This window comes from Bradyrhizobium sp. HKCCYLRH3059 (assembly GCF_051168035.1).
GTDB lineage: Bacteria > Pseudomonadota > Alphaproteobacteria > Rhizobiales > Xanthobacteraceae > Bradyrhizobium.
On the sequence record NZ_JBNPUF010000008.1, the window covers coordinates 302116 to 321363 of the forward strand.

General features: G+C 64.9%; 13 protein-coding genes and 1 pseudogene. 4 read left to right on the top strand and 10 right to left on the bottom strand.

The annotated features are described in order from the left end of the window. Positions 1-13: 13 nt before the first annotated feature. From ACQR13_RS25535 to ACQR13_RS25550, 4 genes are all read right to left on the bottom strand, one after another. Entirely contained in the window at positions 14-247 is a 234-nt protein-coding gene (locus ACQR13_RS25535) for a DUF6894 family protein (RefSeq protein WP_315717224.1), read from the bottom strand. A gap of 176 nt (positions 248-423) precedes the next feature. Beyond that, positions 424-1092 carry a hypothetical protein gene (locus ACQR13_RS25540; RefSeq protein ID WP_434863363.1) on the bottom strand — a complete coding sequence of 223 codons (669 nt, stop codon included), beginning with the start codon at positions 1090-1092 and terminating at the stop codon, positions 424-426. Between the two features lie 114 nt (positions 1093-1206). Further along, positions 1207-2193 (bottom strand): acrylyl-CoA reductase (NADPH), encoded by a 987-nt coding sequence (gene acuI / locus ACQR13_RS25545; protein WP_434863364.1) that lies wholly within the window; start codon positions 2191-2193, stop codon positions 1207-1209. A 64-nt stretch (positions 2194-2257) separates the two neighbouring features. Continuing rightward, positions 2258-3505: an MFS transporter gene (locus ACQR13_RS25550; protein WP_316200687.1), complete on the bottom strand. Its 1248-nt coding sequence runs from the start codon at positions 3503-3505 to the stop codon at positions 2258-2260. A gap of 358 nt (positions 3506-3863) precedes the next feature. On the opposite strand from ACQR13_RS25550, the gene ACQR13_RS25555 reads away from it, so the two are divergent. From ACQR13_RS25555 to ACQR13_RS25565, 3 genes are all read left to right on the top strand, one after another. Next, complete coding sequence (locus ACQR13_RS25555; protein WP_434863365.1) at positions 3864-5462, top strand: L-aspartate oxidase; 1599 nt, start codon at positions 3864-3866, stop codon at positions 5460-5462. An 850-nt stretch (positions 5463-6312) separates the two neighbouring features. Further along, the gene (locus ACQR13_RS25560; RefSeq protein ID WP_434863366.1) at positions 6313-7206 is read left to right on the top strand and encodes a hypothetical protein; all 894 of its coding nucleotides are present in this window, start codon (positions 6313-6315) and stop codon (positions 7204-7206) included. 152 nt (positions 7207-7358) lie between these two features. Next, positions 7359-9704, top strand: a complete 2346-nt coding sequence (locus ACQR13_RS25565) for an ABC transporter substrate-binding protein (RefSeq protein WP_434863382.1) — start codon at positions 7359-7361, stop codon at positions 9702-9704. A 4-nt stretch (positions 9705-9708) separates the two neighbouring features. Here the strand turns inward: ACQR13_RS25565 and ACQR13_RS25570 are convergent, their stop codons facing one another. The 3 genes from ACQR13_RS25570 to ACQR13_RS25580 form a co-directional block, all read right to left on the bottom strand. Beyond that, complete coding sequence (locus ACQR13_RS25570) at positions 9709-11190, bottom strand: cell wall hydrolase (RefSeq protein ID WP_434863367.1); 1482 nt, start codon at positions 11188-11190, stop codon at positions 9709-9711. Positions 11191-11628: 438 nt separating this feature from the next. Further along, positions 11629-14592, bottom strand: coding sequence for a pyruvate, phosphate dikinase (ppdK, locus tag ACQR13_RS25575; RefSeq protein ID WP_315826960.1), 2964 nt, complete (start codon positions 14590-14592; stop codon positions 11629-11631). Between the two features lie 106 nt (positions 14593-14698). Then, entirely contained in the window at positions 14699-14854 is a 156-nt protein-coding gene (locus ACQR13_RS25580) for a DUF3096 domain-containing protein (protein ID WP_012042558.1), read from the bottom strand. A gap of 248 nt (positions 14855-15102) precedes the next feature. Here ACQR13_RS25580 and ACQR13_RS25585 point away from each other — a divergent pair, with 248 nt between their 5' ends. After that, positions 15103-15456 carry a DUF1236 domain-containing protein gene (locus tag ACQR13_RS25585; protein ID WP_315717233.1) on the top strand — a complete coding sequence of 118 codons (354 nt, stop codon included), beginning with the start codon at positions 15103-15105 and terminating at the stop codon, positions 15454-15456. Positions 15457-15626: 170 nt separating this feature from the next. On the opposite strand, the gene ACQR13_RS25590 is transcribed toward ACQR13_RS25585, so the two are convergent. The 3 genes and pseudogenes from ACQR13_RS25590 to ACQR13_RS25600 all read right to left on the bottom strand — a co-directional run bounded on the left by ACQR13_RS25590 (position 15627) and on the right by ACQR13_RS25600 (position 18976). Next, the gene (locus ACQR13_RS25590) at positions 15627-16220 is read right to left on the bottom strand and encodes a class I SAM-dependent methyltransferase (protein WP_316175987.1); all 594 of its coding nucleotides are present in this window, start codon (positions 16218-16220) and stop codon (positions 15627-15629) included. A gap of 2 nt (positions 16221-16222) precedes the next feature. Beyond that, positions 16223-18541 carry a glycine--tRNA ligase subunit beta gene (gene glyS / locus ACQR13_RS25595; protein ID WP_434863368.1) on the bottom strand — a complete coding sequence of 773 codons (2319 nt, stop codon included), beginning with the start codon at positions 18539-18541 and terminating at the stop codon, positions 16223-16225. A gap of 3 nt (positions 18542-18544) precedes the next feature. Continuing rightward, a pseudogene (locus ACQR13_RS25600) lies at positions 18545-18976 on the bottom strand (endonuclease domain-containing protein). Between the last annotated feature and the right edge of the window lie 272 nt (positions 18977-19248).

The window sequence follows — 19248 nt, forward strand, 5'->3', positions numbered from 1 at the left end:
GGACAGCTAGACCTCAGCCGACCGCTTCGGACACCAGGCGAATCCGGAACACCGGCTGCTTGGCTTCGTCGAGCAGCTCCATCTGCCACTCGGCCCCCTGCTGCAACGACCTCGAGATCCCGCCGATCAGGTCGGAGCAGACAGCCGTCAGCTCGTTCCAGGCGGTTTCCCGGTTGGCGAACTCATAAGGCTGATCAGCCGCGCCAGAATAGCGGCCCTGGCTGATCCGGAAGAAATAAAGCGACATAACGACCCTTTCTCGTGGGCCACCCCCCTGGTTGCAAACTGCACACGAGTCGCTACCGAGGCATGAATTTGAGATTCCGTACGACTACGGCGCAATGACCACTAACGTGCGGTCAGCTCAAAATATTACTCTATGATAATAGGGAACCGGTTTTTCAATGATCGGTGAACTAACAACTAATCGGTCGAGCGACGCAGCTCCGGCGCCGCATCCGACTTCGCGTTATCGGATTTGGTAATTTCAGTCTTCGCGTTTTCGGCCTTCATGTTCTCCGTCTTGGAACTTTCCGCCCTGGCGGCCTTCGCAGCATCTGCCTTCAAGGGGTCCACCTTGCTGCGTTCCACCCGCGGGGTCTCGACCCGTACCGCAACTTCGGTGTGGGAGCCGTCAGCCGCGGGTCCAGCAGCGCGTGCGGCGCGCGGCCGCGCCACGGCGCGCGCCATCAGCATGGTGGCTCCGCCCTGGTGCTGGAAGTCGCAATAGGCGAAGGCGCCGAGCCCGGAGACCGAACCGCGGAAGCTGCGATCGTCCTTCTTGTCGAGGTTGAAGCACGGTTCGAACGGCATGCCCTTGATGGCAGCGCAGACATTCTGGCCGCGAATCTGCAGGGTATTGCCCGGCAGGCGGATGTGACGCACCGGCCCCGAGCCGGAGAACTGCACCGCACCGGCCGCGCCCATGTCGTCAAGAATGCGGCCCGCGCCACGGGTGCCGTCGACGCAGGTGAAGGCGAACACCTTTCCGGCGACGAATTTGCGGGCCTCGTCGGCTGTCATCGACCCCGCCATCGCAGGACCAATCACGGCACCGGCAGTCACGGTCCCCAGCAATATACGCGCGAGCATGCATCAAACTCCCACTTAACCCCACGCAGCGGGTAAGGCGGTATCTTTACCCCATGCTTACCATACCAACCATGGCAACAATGGAGCAGCATGGTTTGAAAAGTCTGAACGTCCTCAGGATATTCTTACCACCGTACGGCCGCGGACCTGGCCGGCGAGGATCTGCGGCCCCAGCGACGCCACCTGGTCCAAGGCGATTTCGTGAGTGATTTCAGCTAGTTTTGCGCGATCCAGATCGGTCGCGAGGCGCTGCCAGGCCGCCTTGCGCGCCGGCAGCGGGCACATCACCGAATCGACGCCGAGGAGGCACACGCCGCGCAAAATGAACGGCGCCACCGACGTTGGCAAATCCATGCCGGAAGCGAGGCCGCAGGCGGCGATGGCGCCGCCATATTTGGTCATCGCCAGCAGATTGGCGAGCGTATTGGAGCCGACGCTGTCGATGCCGCCCGCCCAGCGCTCCTTCGCCAGCGGCTTCGCCGGTCCGGACAGCTCGTTGCGGTCGATGATCTCGGCGGCACCGAGCGACTTGAGATAGTCAGCCTCGGCCAAGCGGCCGGTCGAGGCGATCACATGGTAGCCGAGCTTGGCGAGCACAGCCGTCGCCACCGAGCCGACGCCGCCGGCCGCGCCCGTCACCACCACCGGCCCGCTCGCCGGCGTCAGCCCGTGCTTCTCCAGGGCGAGCACCGCAAGCATCGCGGTGAAGCCGGCGGTGCCGATCGCCATCGCGTCCCGGGCCGACAGCCCCTGCGGCAGGCCGACCAGCCAGTCGCCCTTGACCCGCGCCCTCTCGGCATAGGCGCCGAGATGGGTCTCGCCCATGCCCCAGCCGGTGCAGATCACGGCATCTCCCGGCTTCCAATCGGGATGGCTGGACTGCTCGACCGTGCCGGCGAAATCGATCCCCGCGATCATCGGGAAGCGGCGCACCACCGGCGCCTTGCCGGTCAGCGCCAGCCCATCCTTGTAATTCAGCGCCGACCACTCGACCTTCACGGTGACGTCGCCGTCCATCAGTTCGGCTTCATCGAACTGCGTCAGCGTCGCAGTCGTTCCCTTGTCCGCCTTGTCGATCCGGATCGCCTTGAACGTTCCCACAGCCGCACTCCCTGCACTTTCTTCGTCTCGCGCCATGTTTAGCCGATCGGATCGGCCGCGCAACTCACGTCGCGGGAACGGCGCGCGCCACCGGCTTCTCGACGATCGGCAGGTTGATCAGCGCCGACAGCACGCCGAACAGGATGGAGAGCCACCAGATCGGGGTATATGAGCCATAGCGCTCGAACACGAGGCCGCCGAGCCAGACGCCGAGGAAGCCACCCACCTGGTGGCTAACGAAGGCGAAGCCATAGAGCGTGGCGAGCCAGCGTGTGCCGAACATGATCGCGACCAGCGACGAGGTCGGCGGCACCGTGGAGAGCCAGGCGAGCCCGGAAACCGCGCCGAAGGCGATCGCGGAAGCCGCCGTGACCGGGAACGAGATGAAGGCGAGCGTCGCCAGCGCACGGGTGAAATAGATGAAGGACAGGATGTAGCGCTTCGGCAGCCGGCTCTGCAGCCAGCCGACACTGAGCGAGCCGATGATGTTGAACAGGCCGATCGCCGCGATCACCCAGCCGCCAACCTGCGCCGAAAGGCCGCGATCGACCAGGAACGCCGGCAGGTGCACGGTGATGAAGGCGAGCTGGAAGCCGCAGGTGAAGAATCCGAGCACCAGCAGCACGTAGGAGCGGTGGCCGAACGCCTCCATCAGCGCGGTCGTGAACGACTGCTGCTCGGCCTCCGACGGCTTGGCCTCGGCTGCCGGCGGCGTCGCCACGGCGAGCGACAACGGCACGATGAACAGCATCAGCGTTGCGAACACCATCAGCGCGCTCTGCCAGCCGAACTGGTCGATCAGCGCGACGCCGAACGGAGCGAACAGGAACTGGCCGAGCGAGCCGGCCGCGGTGCCGGCGCCGAGCGCGACGCCCCGGCGCTCCGGCGGCAGCAGCTTGCTGAAAGCCGACAGGATGAGATTGAACGAGCAGCCCGACAGGCCGAAGCCGACCAGCACGCCGGCGCCGATGTTCAGCGACAGCGGCGAGCTGGAATAGCGCATCATCAGCAGGCCGCCGGCATAGAGCAGCGCGCCGACACAGATGACGCGCATCACGCCGAAACGATCGGCGATCGCGCCGGCGAGCGGCTGACCGAGTCCCCACAACAGGTTCTGCACCGCCACCGCGAGGGCGAACACGTCGCGTCCCCAGGCGAATTCACGGCTCATCGGCTGCACGAAGAAGCCGAGGCTGGAGCGCGGACCGAAGCTCAGCAGCGCAATGGCGCAGCCGCACACGATGATGACCACCGGTGTGCGCCAGCCCTGATTGCGGGACACCGTACCGAGATCGCCTGCCTGTACCGACATCAGTGTCCTCCCCTGCCGCGGTCGCCGTCCGCCGCGCCTCTCCGGTTAATGCATTTGCATTGAACTCCCAAGCTCAAAAGCGGAACCCAGTCATGAAAAATTTCGATGCGGCGGCCAGCCATGAGCAGGTGTCATCCGAAGCGAGTTCCGGCAGCGGAACTCGCTCATGCGTCTTTGTCCCCGCGCGAAAACGTCCTGATGCGCGAGTCGCAAACGACGATTCATCCTGTGCGGGAGCGATCTTCAGAACGGCCGCTATTTGTCGCCAAACACCGATAAACAGCGAAGGAAGTCTCTGAAGAAGAACTAACAGGTACCGCGGTACACATGCGCACGGAATGTGGAATTTGGACAGCACATGGACCACGATCAGATCGAGACATCCGGCCACGTCGTGATCGTCGGTGCCGGAGTTGCCGGACTGTTCTGCGCGCTGAAGCTCGCCCCGCAGCCGGTCACGTTGATCTCCGCGACCTCATTGGGTGAGGCCTCGTTCGGCACGACGATGCAGGCCGACATCGCCGCAGCGGTGTCATCCGGCGACAGCCCCGATACCCATGCCGCCGACATGATCGCTGCGGGTGGCGGCCTGGTCGACGCGACGGCGGCGCTGGCGCTCGCGCGCGATGCCTCGGCTGCAATCGAGGACCTGGTCCGTCTCGGCGTGGCATTCGATCGTGATCACGGCGGCAGGCTCGCGACGTCTCGTGCGGCTGCGCACGCCGCGCGACGGATTCTCAGCGTTCGCGGGGACTTCACCGGACAGGCGATCATCACCGCGCTGTCGCAAGCCGTGCGCGCTACGCCCTCGATCCGCATCATCGAGGGCCATGTCGCCGACGCGCTGCTGACGGAAGACGGCGCGGTGCGTGGCCTGCAACTGCGGCCGACCGATGACGACGCGGCCGCGCCGATGCTGATCGCGGCGCCGGCAATCGTGCTGGCCACCGGCGGCATCGGCCGGCTGTTCGCGGCGACCACGAATCCGCCGCACGCCACCGGCATCGGCCTCGCCATCGCCGCGCGCGCTGGCGCGGTGATTGCCGATCCGGAGTTCGTGCAGTTTCATCCGACCGCGATGATGACCGGTCACGATCCGGCGCCGGTTGTGAGCGAGAGTCTGCGCGGCGCCGGCGCGATCCTGATCAACCGGCGCGGCCAGCGTTTCATGCTGCCGCGCCATCCGCTGGTCGATCTTGCCCCGCGCGACACGGTGGCCCGCGGCGTCATGGCCGAGATCATCGCTGGACGCGGCGCTTTTCTCGATGCGCGCGACGTGCTCGATGACGACGTCGCCGAGCGCTATCCGATGCTGCATCGGGCCTGCGTCGCCGCGGGGCTCGATCCGACCCGCCAGCCGATTCCAGTGGCGCCGGCGGCGCATTTCCACATGGGCGGGATCGCGGTCGACGCGCAGGGCCGCAGCTCGATCGAGGGGCTCTGGGCGGCAGGTGAAGTCGCCGCGACGGCAACGGATGGCGCCAACCACATCGCCGGCAACGCGCTGCTCGCGGCGCTGGTGTTCGCCCGGCGGATTGCCGACGACATCTCCGGCCGGACGTTGACCGCGTCCTCCACCCTGCAGCACGTTGCATTCGCCGATCCGGCCGGATCCTGCGCGGGCGCAGCGAAGGTGTCGCTGCGCGAGATGATGACGAGCCAGCTCGGTGTCATCCGCGACGAGGAGAGGCTCGCCGAGGCCATCGCCGCGATTGCCAGGATGGAGCGCGACGCCGGCAGCCCGAGGCTGCGCAACATGGCGAGCGCCGCGCTGCTGATCGCCACCGCGGCCTGGAGCCGGCGCGAGAGCCGCGGCGCGCATTGCCGCGCCGACTGCCCCGCGGAGAATCCGAGTTTCGCGCAGCGGACGATGACCACATTGGCCGTTGCCCGCGAGATCGCCGACGAGCTCGCGGCACGGCCGACGGCGCGGCAGTCGCGGCCGTTGAGCGCGTAGCAAGAGCTGATCCGACTGCGTCACGACGGAGCTCGGCAGTCGCGTTTTCACCGTCATTCGTGATCACCGTCATTCCGGGTTCAGGGCCTGCGGCCTTGTCCCGGAATAACGGTGTTCATGACGAAGCAGCCATCGTCGCCCAATACAGATATTACGACTCGTTGTTATTTGCTGCCTCGCCGGTATTTGGGGGCAGGCACGATGTAATTAGTGCGTGCCGTGTCGGCCGCGTGCATCCCTTGATCCGCGGGCGCTGGACGAACAAATCGGCCGTACCGTTGCGCTGGTGCTCGTAGTCATCACGCGCACGATCTGAGCGGCCCTCGCCAATGAGTTGGACGAGGCCTTTCGTCGAAGCAGATCACCGGCTGACGCTGATGCGACTCGCCGCACGGATCGAGCACATCCTCTACGCGCGCGACTAATTCGCATCGATCTGTGGGTATACGCCACATGCTCCTGCGCCATGGTTTCAGATCGTTCTCGGCCAGACGCCGCCGCACTATCTCGTGCGCCCCGGCGCCGACGGCATTTACCAGCACCAACTAAATGGCTGGACAGGTTCGCCATGATTTCGGCAAAAGAACCGCGGAACCTGTACAAATAAGAAAAAGAGATGGTCGAAATTTAGCGGTGCTCAAGTAGTAGCGCGCGTTTTGTCCGTCCTGCTGACGAGGAAATGGGAATTCACGGCTGCCAGATCGCCGATTCACCGCTTGGCATGGCCATAGATTCGGTCATCGGTCTCGCCGCCGGTTTGGAAGCTGAGTCGCCGAGCAGAAAGGCGCCAAACGGTCCAGGGAGTGTTGCGGGGCGACGCGATGGCGCGTGTCCGCAGGAGTAGTTGAGGATGAGTTCCTTATTGCGGAGTAGCGGATCGCGGATCACCGTGGGTGATGCGCAGAGCGAACGTTGGCGCCCGGCAAAGCCTGCCGCTTTGTCCAACAGCCTCGCGCATGCGACGTCTGAGCCTGATGAGGATGCGGCCACCGATCTCTCCCGGCCGTGGTGGCAAACCGCTTCAGCGGTTGACGATGCGCCGATGCCAATGGCGCCAGCAGAAGCGGACCGATCCTGGCAGATCCCTTCACTCGATCCCGTCGTGATGCCTCCACCTCCGCCCGAACGGCTCGAATTCGATTCTGTTTTCCGGTTCGGTGCCGCAGCGGCCGCGCTTGCGTGCCTCGCGTTCTTTGCGGTGCGCATCATGGAGGCTCCGAACATTGAAACAGTTACGAAGTCTGAAGCGACCGCTTCATCGTCTCCCCGAAACTTCGGGACGGCGGGGAAATCGAAATCCGATGACGGCCAAGCATCGCTGGACGCCGCGGCGCACACGATCGGACGGGCCGATTCGATCGTGGCGTCGGTCCCGATCGTCAAGCCGGCTCCGGGCGGAGGCGAGACCCCGCAGTCAATTCCGCCGAAAGCATCTCGGACCATCGCGACCAGGAGCCCTGCACCGGCGGCCGCGTCTGCGCTGACCAAGAACGAGATCAGCGAAATGCTGAAGCGCGGACGCGATCTCATCGGCGCGGGCGACGTTGCGAGTGCCCGCCTGATCCTGGCGCATGTCGCGGAAGCGGACGCCGAAGCATCACTGACGCTGGCCGGCACCTATGACCCCGCGATCTTGTCCAGCCTGAAAGCCGTTGGCGTCGCGCCCGATCCGGCCAAGGCCCGCGCCTGGTACGCGAGAGCCGCCGAACTCGGGTCACTCGAGGCTCGACGGCGGCTCGAGTGACCCGGGCTTCGAAACCGGGTGATCCAGCGCGGTCTCACGCCGGTCGCTGCGCAGGAATTGCGGCGGGGCGCGGACCGCCGGATCCTGGTCGATGGTGTCGTGCGGGCGACGCGCGTCCCCGCAAAGTGTTGTGTTGCGTGATGAGGTCCATGATGGGAATGTTTGATCGTCTGTTGCAACCGGCCTTGTCGTCAGCGCCCCGTGGTCCTCGGCTGCTTGGCGCGCCGGGTTCTCCGACCGTGGCGTTGCTCCTCGTGCTTGCCGCCGTGCCAGGCCTGGCGCGTGCTGCCGAGGGCGAGATCCGGATCGGCAATACCACGCCCTACAGCGGGCCGGCGGCCGCCTACGGCAGCGTGAGCAAGGTCATCTCCGCCTATTTCCAGAAGGTGAATGACGAGGGCGGGATCAGGGGCCGCAAGATCACCTACATCTCCTATGACGACGGCTATAATCCGCAGAAGACGATGGAGCTGACACGACGGCTGGTGGAGGAAGACAAGGTCGACGTCATCTTTGCGAGCGTTGGAACAGCGACCAGCGCGGCGGTGCGGCCTTATCTCAACGCGAACAGGATACCGCAATTGTTCGTCGGCTCCGGCGCCTCGATCTGGGATCAGCCTCGCGACTATCCTTGGACCATGGGAGCGCAACCCAGCTACCAGATTGAAGCTCATATTCACGCGCAATATCTGCTCGAGCAACATGCCGGTGGCGCGCGCATCGGTGTGCTTTATCAAGACGACGAGTTCGGCAAGGACTATCTGAAGGGTTTGAAGGACGGGCTCGGCGGCAAGCTGCCGATCGTCGCGGAAGCGGCTTACGCGGTCACCGATGCCGACATCAATCAGCAGATCGCGAAGCTGAAGACCGCCGGAGCCAACATCCTGGTCGACGTCAGCACCCCGAAATTCACGGTGCTCGCGATCCGCCGCCTCGCCGAGCTCGGCTGGAGACCCGAGCACATCATCCCCACGGTTTCGGATTCGGTTGCCACCGTGCTGCAGCCTGCAGGCCTGCAGAACGCGGAAGGACTGCTTTCCGCCACCATCCTGTACGAGGGCGGTGTGCAGGGCGGCGATCCCGGCTTCGCCGAGTGGTCCGCGTTCATGGATCGCTACGCGCCTGCGATCAGCAAGAACAACAGCTTGGGAATCGTGGGCTACGCGCTTGCCAACCTGATGGTTGCGGTCCTGCGCAATTGCGGCGACGACTTCTCCCGCGACAACATCATGAGGCAGGCGCGTTCCTTGAAGGGGACGCCAATTCCCATGTTGATTCCCGGGATCGTCGCCAATACCAGCGCCAGCGACCACGCGCCGATCGAGCAGATGCAGATGAAGCGTTTCGTCGATGGCCATTGGGAACGGTTCGGGCCTGTGCGCAGCGGAATCGACCCGGGTGCGGTCAGCGATTCCTTCAAGGCGATCTTCCGCTATGCCTCGGCCAAGCGCGATCTCGCGAGCCAGCTCAACGCCAATACGGTGAGCCTGATGACGGGCTCGTATGGCAGCACCTATTCCCAGATGGGCGCCGACGTCGCCTCGGTCCTCAATGACGGCATCAACCTGCGGGTCATGCCGGTCCTCGGCAGCGGCTCGGTTCAGGCGGTGGCCGACATCCTCATGCTCAAGGGCGTTGACGTGGGAATCGTGCGCAAGGACACGCTGTCCTATCTCGAACGCAAGGACTTCGCGAGCAACATCCGCAATCAGCTCGTCTACGTCACCAAGATGTTCAACGAGGAAATGCATGTTCTGGCACCGCGATCGATCCGCACCATGCGGGAGCTCGACGGCAAGACCGTTGCGGTCGACCTGCCGGACGGCAGCACCTTCGTGACCGCGATCAACGTGTTCGAGCGGCTCGCGATCAAGCCGCATCTGCTCTATATCGAGCCGCGCATCGCGCTCGAAATGTTGCGCAAGGGGGAGATCGACGCGATGATTGCGGTCGACGGCAAGCCGGTGCCCTGGCTCAGCCAGATCACGGATGCCAATCTGCATCTCGTCCCGGTCGGCTACGACAAGACCTTGCGCGAGGATTACCTTCCATCCAAGCTCACCGCGGACGACTACCCCAACCTGATCTCCAATTCCGAGTCGGTGGAAACGATCGCAGCAGAGGCAATCCTGGCGTCGTATAATTGGCAGCCGGGAAGCGACCGCGATCGCCGGCTGTCGCTGCTGGTCGAGTCGCTGTTCTCGCGCATGTCGCAGCTGCAGCGGCCTCCCTTCCATCCGAAATGGCAGGAGATGGCGCCGCGCGCGCCGGTCGCCGGCTGGACCAGGTTCCGGGCCGCGCAGGAATGGCTCGATGGGACGACACGGATTCCGGCCGCCACTACGGCCACCGTTAAACCGTCGAAGCCGGTCGCGGCCGCCGCACCGTCCCCGCGCATTCCTGTCACGGCAAAGCCGGCGGCCGCAACGCCGCCGGACCAGGCGCGCCAGACCGAGTTGTATCGCCGCTTTCTCGAGTGGAATGCGACGCGTCGCTAGATGATTAGCGCCGCGTCCAGTTCGGATTGCTCTCGGCCTCGCTCTTGGCGGCCTCGGTGAGCTCGGCCGAAATGGCCGCGGTCTGCTGCGGCGTTCCCCAGCTCGGCGCATCGCTGCCGTCGCCCCACTTCTTCGGCCGATAGAAGGTGTGAACGCCGAACTTGTACATGCGCTTCATCTCGGCGACCCAGGACGGCCGCACCCAATAGGCATGATAGTGGGTCGATTTGCCGACTTCCGGCAGCCAGATCAGCCCGTCCAGCATGGCCTTCGCGATCTTCCTGGCGCGATCCCACATCTCGGGCTCGCGGATCACATCCGGATTGTTGTCGCAGGCGAAGGTGAACTGGCAGGCGAAGTGGCGGTATTTGTTCTGGTAGACGACGCCGCACACCGTCGTCGGATAATAGCCGGAGAACGCCCGGTTCAGCACGACCTGCGCCACGGCCATCTGGCCGCGCACCGCCTCGCCGCGGGATTCGAAATAGATCGCTTCGGCAAGGCACTTCTCGGACTTGAAGCGCGCCTTCTCGTCCGTGAGCCCCAACCGTTCGGCCGGAGTCCTGTCGCGCTGATTGTCGGCGTTGACCTCGCCTTTCGGCGCGATGCTCTCGCCGCCATTGCCGGCCTTGGCCGCATCGTCCGCCGGCGATGACAGCACCGCCATCGGCTTGAGGTCCGGATCCGGCATCACGATCAGCGGCGCCTCGCCCGGCAGCCATGTCTCCATGGTGCCGGCAGCACCGCCCAGCGACGACGTGCCGAAATAGAGGTTGGACGTCTTGATGTTGAGGCCGTCATAGCTGACGGCGCCGTCCACCCGGATTTGATCGGCTGCAGGCTTCAGTTCGCCCGATGGCTGGATCTCGGACTTCGCCGCGTCGTACTGCACGAGCGGCGGCGCGCTCAGCGCCTCCTGCAATTCGGGATCGAGTGCAGAACGCTGCGAGAGCGGCGCCTGCGGCGGCGCTTCCGTCGTCTTGGCGCCGAACACCGAGGAATTCGAATCCGGTTGTGTCGATGGCGTGGGTGCGGGCTCGGAGGGCGCCGGCTCGACGGGCGCGGCCGATTCGGTCGGCTGCGCCGACGGCGTCGGGGGACGCACGACGAGACGATCGCCCTTCAGTGTGCGATCGACCTTGGGAAAGTCGGAGGCCTGATAGCGCGGCGGAACCTGCAGCGCCGGATTGCGCGGCGTCGATCCGGTGATGTCGAGATCGCGCCCATCGAGGCTTGCGAGGCGGATGCTCACCGCCTGCGGCGCCGAGGTTCCGATCGGACGACTGAAACTATAGGTGGCGAGCTGAATGGAGGCCGCAGCCGAGAACACACGCTTCTGCCAGCGTTCGGCGACGCCCGGCTGGCGGGCGAGCAGAGAAGCGATGTCTTGATACCCGGTCTCTGTCGGCATCAGAGCGAAGACGCAGAGACCGAGTCCGAAGGACGCAAATCGCGCGCCCTTCGGATCGGGACGCAGAACTAACATCGATACGCTCAACGCAACGCTTACTGGATCGACCGAACGACAGTGCTTCCGTGCAATTCGATCTTCTCTCTTCGTATCGGGTTTAGGTTGCCGAGGAGTTAATCCGCGTTGCAATTGTGAAACAGGCAAGCGGGGAAGTTGCAGAGCGCCGAGCGATCGAGATGCTTGGTAAACGGCGCACCGACGAGAACGGGTGAACATTCAGTCAACAGATGCGGTGAATGAAAATCATCTGCACATCATGAGGCGGAGTGTTCCATCGGCCTGCGACGTTCGCTCTCTCCACTCGTCATTCCGGAGCGCCCCCGGAATGACGGCAGTGGTGGAGAAGAAGTGCACCTTGCGTCACGTGCGCGCCGCATCGCGACGAACCCTCACCAATGAAAAAGGCCGGCAACATGTGCCGGCCTTCGTCAGATCAGATCGATCGCAGCAGGATCAGGCTTGGCTCGCGATCTCCTTGCCGAGCGCGGATTGCGCAGCGGCCAGGCGGGCGATCGGCACGCGGTAGGGCGAGCACGACACATAGTTCATGCCGACCTTGTGGCAGAACGCCACCGAGGCGGGATCGCCGCCATGCTCGCCGCAGATACCGACCTTGAGGTTGGGTCGGGTGGCACGGCCGCGCTCGACGCCGATCTTGACCAGCTCGCCAACGCCCTCGCGGTCGATCGAGATGAACGGATCGATCTCGAGGATGCCCTTGGCGACGTAAGCGCCGAGGAAGCTGCCGGCGTCGTCGCGGCTGATACCGTAGGTCGTCTGCGTCAGATCGTTGGTGCCGAACGAGAAGAACTCGGCGGCCTCGGCGATCTGGCCGGCCATCAGGGCTGCGCGCGGCAGCTCGATCATGGTGCCGACCTGGTACTCCAGCTTGGCGCCGGTCTCGCGGATCACGGCCTGCGCCATCGCGTCGATGCGCGCCTTGACCAGGTCGAACTCGGCCTTGGTCGCGATCAGCGGCACCATCACCTCGAGGCCGACGGCCTCGCCGGTGCGCTTCTCGGCCTCGACCGCCGCCTCGAAGATCGCGCGCGCCTGCATCTCGGCGATCTCCGGATAGGCGATCGCGAGACGGCAGCCGCGGAAGCCGAGCATCGGGTTGAACTCCGACAGCTCGCGGGCGCGATCGGCCAGGCGGCGCGGATCGGTGTTCATCGCGCGCGCGACTTCCTCGACCTCGGCCTGGGTGTGCGGCAGGAACTCGTGCAGCGGCGGATCGAGCAGACGGATCGTGACGGGAAGCCCCTTCATGATCTCAAACAGCTCGACGAAGTCGGCGCGCTGCATCGGCAAGAGCTTGGCGAGCGCGGCGCGACGCTCCTGCTCATCCTCGGAGAGAATCATCTCACGCACAGTGCGGATGCGGGTCTCCTCGAAGAACATGTGCTCGGTGCGGCACAGGCCGATGCCCTCGGCGCCGAACTTGATGGCGGTGCGCGCATCCTCCGGCGTGTCGGCGTTGACGCGCACGCCGGTCTCGCGCACGGCGTCCGCCCAGCCCATCAGGGTGCCGAACTCACCGGACAGCTCCGGCTCGATCATCGGCATGCGGCCGGCCAGCACCTGGCCGACGGAGCCGTCGATGGTGATGACGTCGCCGGTCTTGAAGGTGCGCCCGCCGATGCTCATCGTGCCACGGCCGTAGTCGACGCGGATGGTGCCGCAGCCGGAGACGCAGGGCTTGCCCATGCCGCGCGCGACCACGGCGGCGTGCGAGGTCATGCCGCCGCGCGTGGTCAGGATGCCCTCGGCAGCATGCATGCCGTGGATGTCCTCCGGCGAAGTCTCGATGCGGACCAGGATCACCTTGCGACCGTCGGCCTGCAGCTTGGTGGCCTCGTCCGAGGAGAACACGATCTCGCCCGATGCCGCACCGGGCGAGGCCGGCAGGCCGGTCGCGACCACATCGCGCTTGGCGGCGGGATCGATGGTCGGGTGCAGGAGCTGATCGAGCGAGGCCGGGTCGACGCGGAGCACGGCGTCGTTCTCCGAGATCAGGCCCTCATTGGCGAGTTCGACCGCGATGCGCAGCGCCGCCTTGGCGGTGCGCTTGCCGCTGCGGGTCTGCAGCATCCACAGCTTGCCGCGCTCGACCGTGAACTCCATGTCCTGCATGTCACGGTAGTGCTTCTCGAGCAGCGTGTAGATCCGCGTCAGCTCCTTGAACGCGTCGGGCATCGCGACTTCCATCGACGGCTTGTCGGAGCCGGACTCGACGCGGGCGTCCTCGGTGATGTCCTGCGGGGTGCGGATGCCGGCGACGACGTCCTCGCCCTGCGCGTTGATCAGGAACTCGCCGTAGAGCTTGCTCTCGCCGGTCGAGGGATTGCGGGTGAAGGCGACGCCGGTGGCCGAGGTGTCGCCCATGTTGCCGAACACCATGGCCTGGACGTTGACGGCGGTGCCCCAGGATTCCGGGATGTCGTGCAGCTTGCGATAGGTCACCGCGCGCGCGTTCATCCAGGATGAGAACACCGCGCCGATGGCACCCCACAGCTGGTCGTGCGGGTCCTGCGGGAAGTCCTTGCCGGTCTCGTGGGCGACGGCGTCCTTGTACTTGCCGACCAGCATCTCCCAGTCCTCGGAGGAGAGGTCGGTGTCGAGCTGATAGCCCTGGGTGTCCTTGAAGCTGTCGAGGATGTCCTCGAAATGATGGTGCTCGAAGCCGAGCACGACATCCGAATACATCGTGATGAAACGGCGATAGCTGTCGAAGGCGAAGCGGCGGTCGCCGGACAGCTGTGCCAGCGCTTCCACCGTCTGGTCGTTGAGGCCGAGATTGAGCACGGTGTCCATCATGCCCGGCATCGAGGCGCGGGCGCCGGAGCGCACCGAGACCAGCAGCGGGTTCTCCGGATCGCCGAATTTCTTGCCGGTCAATTTGCCGATGTAGTCGAGCGCCTTGTCGACCTGCGACTGCAGCTCCTTCGGGTAGGTCTTGTCGTTGGCGTAGAAGTAGGTGCAGACCGAGGTCGGGATGGTGAAGCCCGGAGGCACCGGCAGGCCGAGATTGGCCATCTCGGCCAGATTGGCGCCCTTGCCGCCGAGCAGGTCGCGCAGGCCGGCCTTACCTTCGGCCTTGCCGTCACCGAAGGTGTAGACCCACTTGTTCGGCTTGATCGCGGTGACCGCGCTCTTGGCCGGGGCCTTGGCGGCCGACGCCTTCGCGGCCTTGGCGACCGGCTTGGCAGCCGTTTTGGCCGGCTTCTTCGGAGCGGTTTTCACTGGCGCTTTCGGTGCAGACCTGGGCGCGACCTTGGCCGGGGCCTTGGCCACGGGCTTCGACGCCGTCTTGAGCGCCTTGCGCGGTGGAGCGAGTGCTGCGGTCTTGGCCTTGCCGGGCTTGGAAGGCTTTGATTTCGCTGTAACTTTCTTAGACTTCGCTACCGCTTTGGCCATGAGGTGCTTCGATCCGCAAATGGGAGGAGAAATCGCGCGCCTTACACCACTTTGGGCGCTGCGGCGCAAGCTCGGGGGTTCCCGACCTTGGGACTAGAACCTGGGACTAGAAGTGGAGCCACTTCAGCAGGCCCATGCCGATCAGGCCGTTCAGGATGAGGAAGATCGCGACGATCAGGTTCAAGAGGCGCGGCATGATAAGGATCAGGACGCCGGCGATCACGGACATGATCGGCGAGATATGGGCAACGGTCAGGGTCATCGACGAGCTCTGAATGATTGAAGGACGAGGCTGGGGCGATTCGATTTGGCCGGACTTTATCCTGGCCCATCGTGGCGGAATAGGAGACGCACGGCACGAGTTCCGGTTCCCCCACCGCTGGATCTGCCGCAAAAATGCCGCCGGTTCCACGTGGCGTTGCGCGGAACGATGACCTGTTGCCGGCATTGGGAGCAGATGCCGGCGCGCGCCGGTCTCTCTCAGCGATCAACAGCTCAGGAGTCCCGTCCATGCGAACCCATCTCACCCTTGCCGCCCTCGTGGCCGCACTCGTGATTCCGGCGGCCGCACAGGCGCAATCCTACACCACGGGCGTCGGCCGCAGCGTCGTGGTCGAGGAGGACGCTCCAGTGATCACGGTCGAGCGACGGCCGGAGTTTCGCGAATATGTCGTCCGCGAGCGTGTTCCCAACTATGTGATCCCCGATCGCGTCGTTGTTGGCACCGTGCTGCCAGAGTCCGGTGTTACATATTACGACGTCCCGCAGCGCTTCGGTGCGACACCTTACCGTTACACCGTGGTCAACGGCGAAACTGTTCTGGTCGAACCGCGATCCCGGCGGATCATTCAGGTTGTTGAGTAGTTATAGAGCTGCATTTGGTCGCCAACGCCCCCGCAAGCGGCCAGATGTGAAAGGCCCTGCCCGGTTCCCCCCGCCGGGTGGGGCTTACTTTTTTCGCCGTCATCGCAAGCGTCGCGACGCGATCCAGGGCGACCGACGCCGCGTGCTGTGAGCCAGGGCGCAGTTTGCGCTCAGGCAGCCGTCTTCACCACCAGGCGATGGATGACCTTGCCCGAGGAGGCGCTGACCACATCCTCGTCGAGCAGGCTCGTATCAGCTTCAAAGAGTGCGCGGATGGTTGCGAGGTCGACCACCGCATAGAGCCGGCCGTGGGCATCGCGCTGATCGGCCCGCTCCGTCACCCGCCAGCTCAGATACAGGACGCCACCGGGCTTCGTGATCGCGCGCATCCGCCGCACTGACGGCACCACGTCGCTGCGATCGAGATGCATCAGCACGGTCTCGCACAGCACGTTGTCGAAGCTTGCATCTGCGATGTTGGCGAGAGCGGGCAGTTCGGCACGCGTGAACGACGCGTTCGGATAGCGCGTGCGCGCTTCAGCCAACAGTCCCTCCGACGCGTCGAAACCTTCCGCAGGATACCCGTTGGCATTCAGCCAGCCGACCTCGCGGCCGCTGCCGCAACCGACGTCGGCGGTGCGGCCACCGGCGATGAAGAAGCGGAGGATGATGTCGTGCAGATCGGCCGGTGCCGGCTGCGCGTGCCAGTCGGCGGCAAACGCCGCCGCCCCATGATCATAGGCGGCGAGCGTCACACGATCCATCCTCAGCCCTCGATCTTGGAGAAGTCGGCAACGGCGCGCGTGGCGCTGCGGATTTCGTTCAGGAGCTTCAGCCGGTTTTCGCGGCTCTTGGCGTCGTCGTCATTGACCTTGACCTTGTCGAAGAACGCATCGACCGCCGGCCGCAGCTTCGCCATCGCGCGCATCGCTGCGGCGAAATCCTCCTTGGCGACGGCTGCACCCGCTTCCGCAGAGACCTCGCCGATCGCCTTCGCCAGCGCCTTCTCCTCGTCGAGCTTGTAGAGCGCGGCATCGGGCGCTCCGTCGAACTTGCGCTTGTCCTTCTTCTCCTCGATGGCGAGGATGTTGGACGCGCGCTTGGTGCCGGCGAGCAGGTTCTTGCCGTCGTCCGTCTCGAGGAATTTTCCGAGCGCCTCGACGCGGCGCACGACCATCAGCAGGTCATCCTTCATCTCCTCTTCCGGCGGAGGCTCACGATCCAGGGCCTCCTGGCTGCCGGCTGCTTCGATGAGATCGAGTTTGGCTGCACCACTTCTCACGGCATCCGACCGCCACCAAGGGGAAGGTGATGTCGCGAAAACGGCATCGACAAGATCGTGCCGGGCGCCTTGCTCACGAAGTTGCACTTTCAGACGGTCGGCGAAGAATGAGATGAGATCGACAACTGCCACTGGGACGCTGCGTCTACCAAACGTTTGCGCATCCACCCGCACAACAAACGTAGTGAACCCAGGCTTCTCACTACTCTCCACCTGCTTCACTTCGTTCCCCACTTCGCGCGCGCGAATTGCCGTAGCCAGTTGGAAAAACCAAGGCCCGCAGATACTAGCGAGGTGAAGTCGGAGATTATTTTCCAAGATGATCCGGATCACACCTAAAGCCGCGCGACGCAGCGCATACGGGTCCTTCGATCCCGTCGGCTTTTCTTTGATCGCCCAGAATCCGACCAGCGTGTCGAGCTTGTCGGCGAGCGCCACGGCCACCGATACCGGATCGGTCGGCACGCGATCACCAGGTCCCTGCGGCTTGTAGTGCTCCTCGCAGGCTGCGGCGACGGAGGCGTCCTCGCCCTGGGCCAGCGCGTAGTACTTGCCCATCAGCCCCTGCACTTCCGGGAACTCACCGACGACCTCGGTGAGCAGGTCGGCCTTGGCGAGCTTGGCGGCGCGCGCGGTCTTCGCAGCATCGGCGCCGACCAGCGGCGCGATCTCAGCGGCGAGCTTCTCGATGCGGGCGATGCGTTCGGCCTGTGTGCCGAGCTTCTCGTGGAACACGATCTGCTCGAACTTCGGCAGGCGGTCCTCGAGCCTCGTCTTCAGATCCGTCTCATAGAAGAACTTCGCGTCCGACAGCCGGGCGCGGATGACGCGCTCGTTGCCGGCGATGATGGTCTTGCCGCCGTCGGTCGCCTCGATGTTCGCGGTCAGGATGAACTTTGGCGCCAGCCCGCCGGTCTTGGGGTCGCGCACCACGAAGCATTTCTGGTTGTTGCGGATGGTGGCGCGGATCACCTCGCCGGGGACCTTCAGATACTCCGGATCGAACGAGCCCATCAGCACCACCGGCCATTCGACCAGGCCCGCGACTTCGTCGAGCAGCACGGGGTCCTCGACCAGCTCATAGCCTTGCGCAAAAGCGAGCTGCTTGGCGTCGGTAACGATGGTGTCCTTGCGCCGGTCAGGATCGAGCACGACCTTGGCGTCGAGCAGCTTGGCCTCATAGTCCTCGAGGCGGCGCACCGAAATCGGCGACGGCGACATGAAGCGGTGGCCGAATGTTGTCTGGCCCGCCTCGATACCGTCGACGGCGAAGCTGACGACATCGGGCTCCTCGGTTTCCAGGCCGAAGGTCGCCGTGATCGCGTGCAGCGGGCGCACCCAGTTCAGCGCGCCCGGCTTTTCCGAGCGCTTGCCCCAGCGCATCGATTTCGGCCAGGGGAAGGTCCTGACGATCACCGGCAGCATCTCGGCGAGCACGTCGAGCGTGGCGCGGCCGGGCTTCTCGATCAGCGCGACGTAGAAGTCGCCCTTCTTCGGATCGCGCTGGATCGTGGCCTCCTCGATCGAGGACAGGCCGGTGGCCTTGAGGAAGCCTTGGATCGCGGCATCGGCGCCGCCGACGCGCGGGCCCTTGCGCTCCTCCTTGAGATCAGCCTGCCGCGCCGGGATGCCGTGCACGGTCAGCGCCAGCCGCCGCGGCGTCGCGAACGCCTTGGCCCCCTCATAGACGAGGCCCTCGGCGACGAGCTTGTCGGTCACCATGCGGCGCAGATCGTCGGCCGCCTTGGCCTGCATGCGCGCGGGGATTTCTTCGGAGAACAGTTCGAGGAGAAGATCAGGCATATCTCAAGTCTCTCTGCACGAAGAACCACCCTCCCCTGGAGGGGGAGGGTCGCCTGCCAAGGGCAGGCGGGGTGGGGTGACCGCGATCTCCGTGTGAATGGCTTCGAGCACCGCCTCAGTCCTGGTCATAACGTCGTTGTTCCAAAATCGCAAAACGCGATAGCCTTCCGAGTTGAGCCAGCGCGTCCGGGCCTGGTCGCGCTGGATGTTCGCATCCTCTCCGTGCTGCGAGCCGTCCACCTCGATGATGAGGCGACGGGCCAGGCAGGCAAAATCTGCAACGTAGGGACCGATGACGACCTGTCATCTGAAATGGGTCCCTTCGATCTCGAGGCGCCGCAGGTGACGCCACAGAATGTCTTCGGCCGCCGTCGTGTTTTCGCGCAGCCGTTTCGCGGTTCGGCGTTTGAAGTCGCTGATCGGCCGTTTGCCCATCTGGCACCTTCACCCCACTCCGCTCGCCTGCGATCAATCCTCCACCAAGTGAGGGTGATCACATCTTCCACCCACCAGCGCAGTGCCACCCTCCCCTGGAGGGGGAGGGTCGATTGCTCATGCGCAAGCATGAGCAATCGGGGTGGGGTGACAGTCTATCCATCATCAACAGTGCCCGAGCCGAGAGATCACCCCACCCCGGCACGCATCTCGCTTCGCTCGATCGCGTGCCGACCCTCCTCCTCCAGGGGAGGGTGAAGAGTCACTTCCCG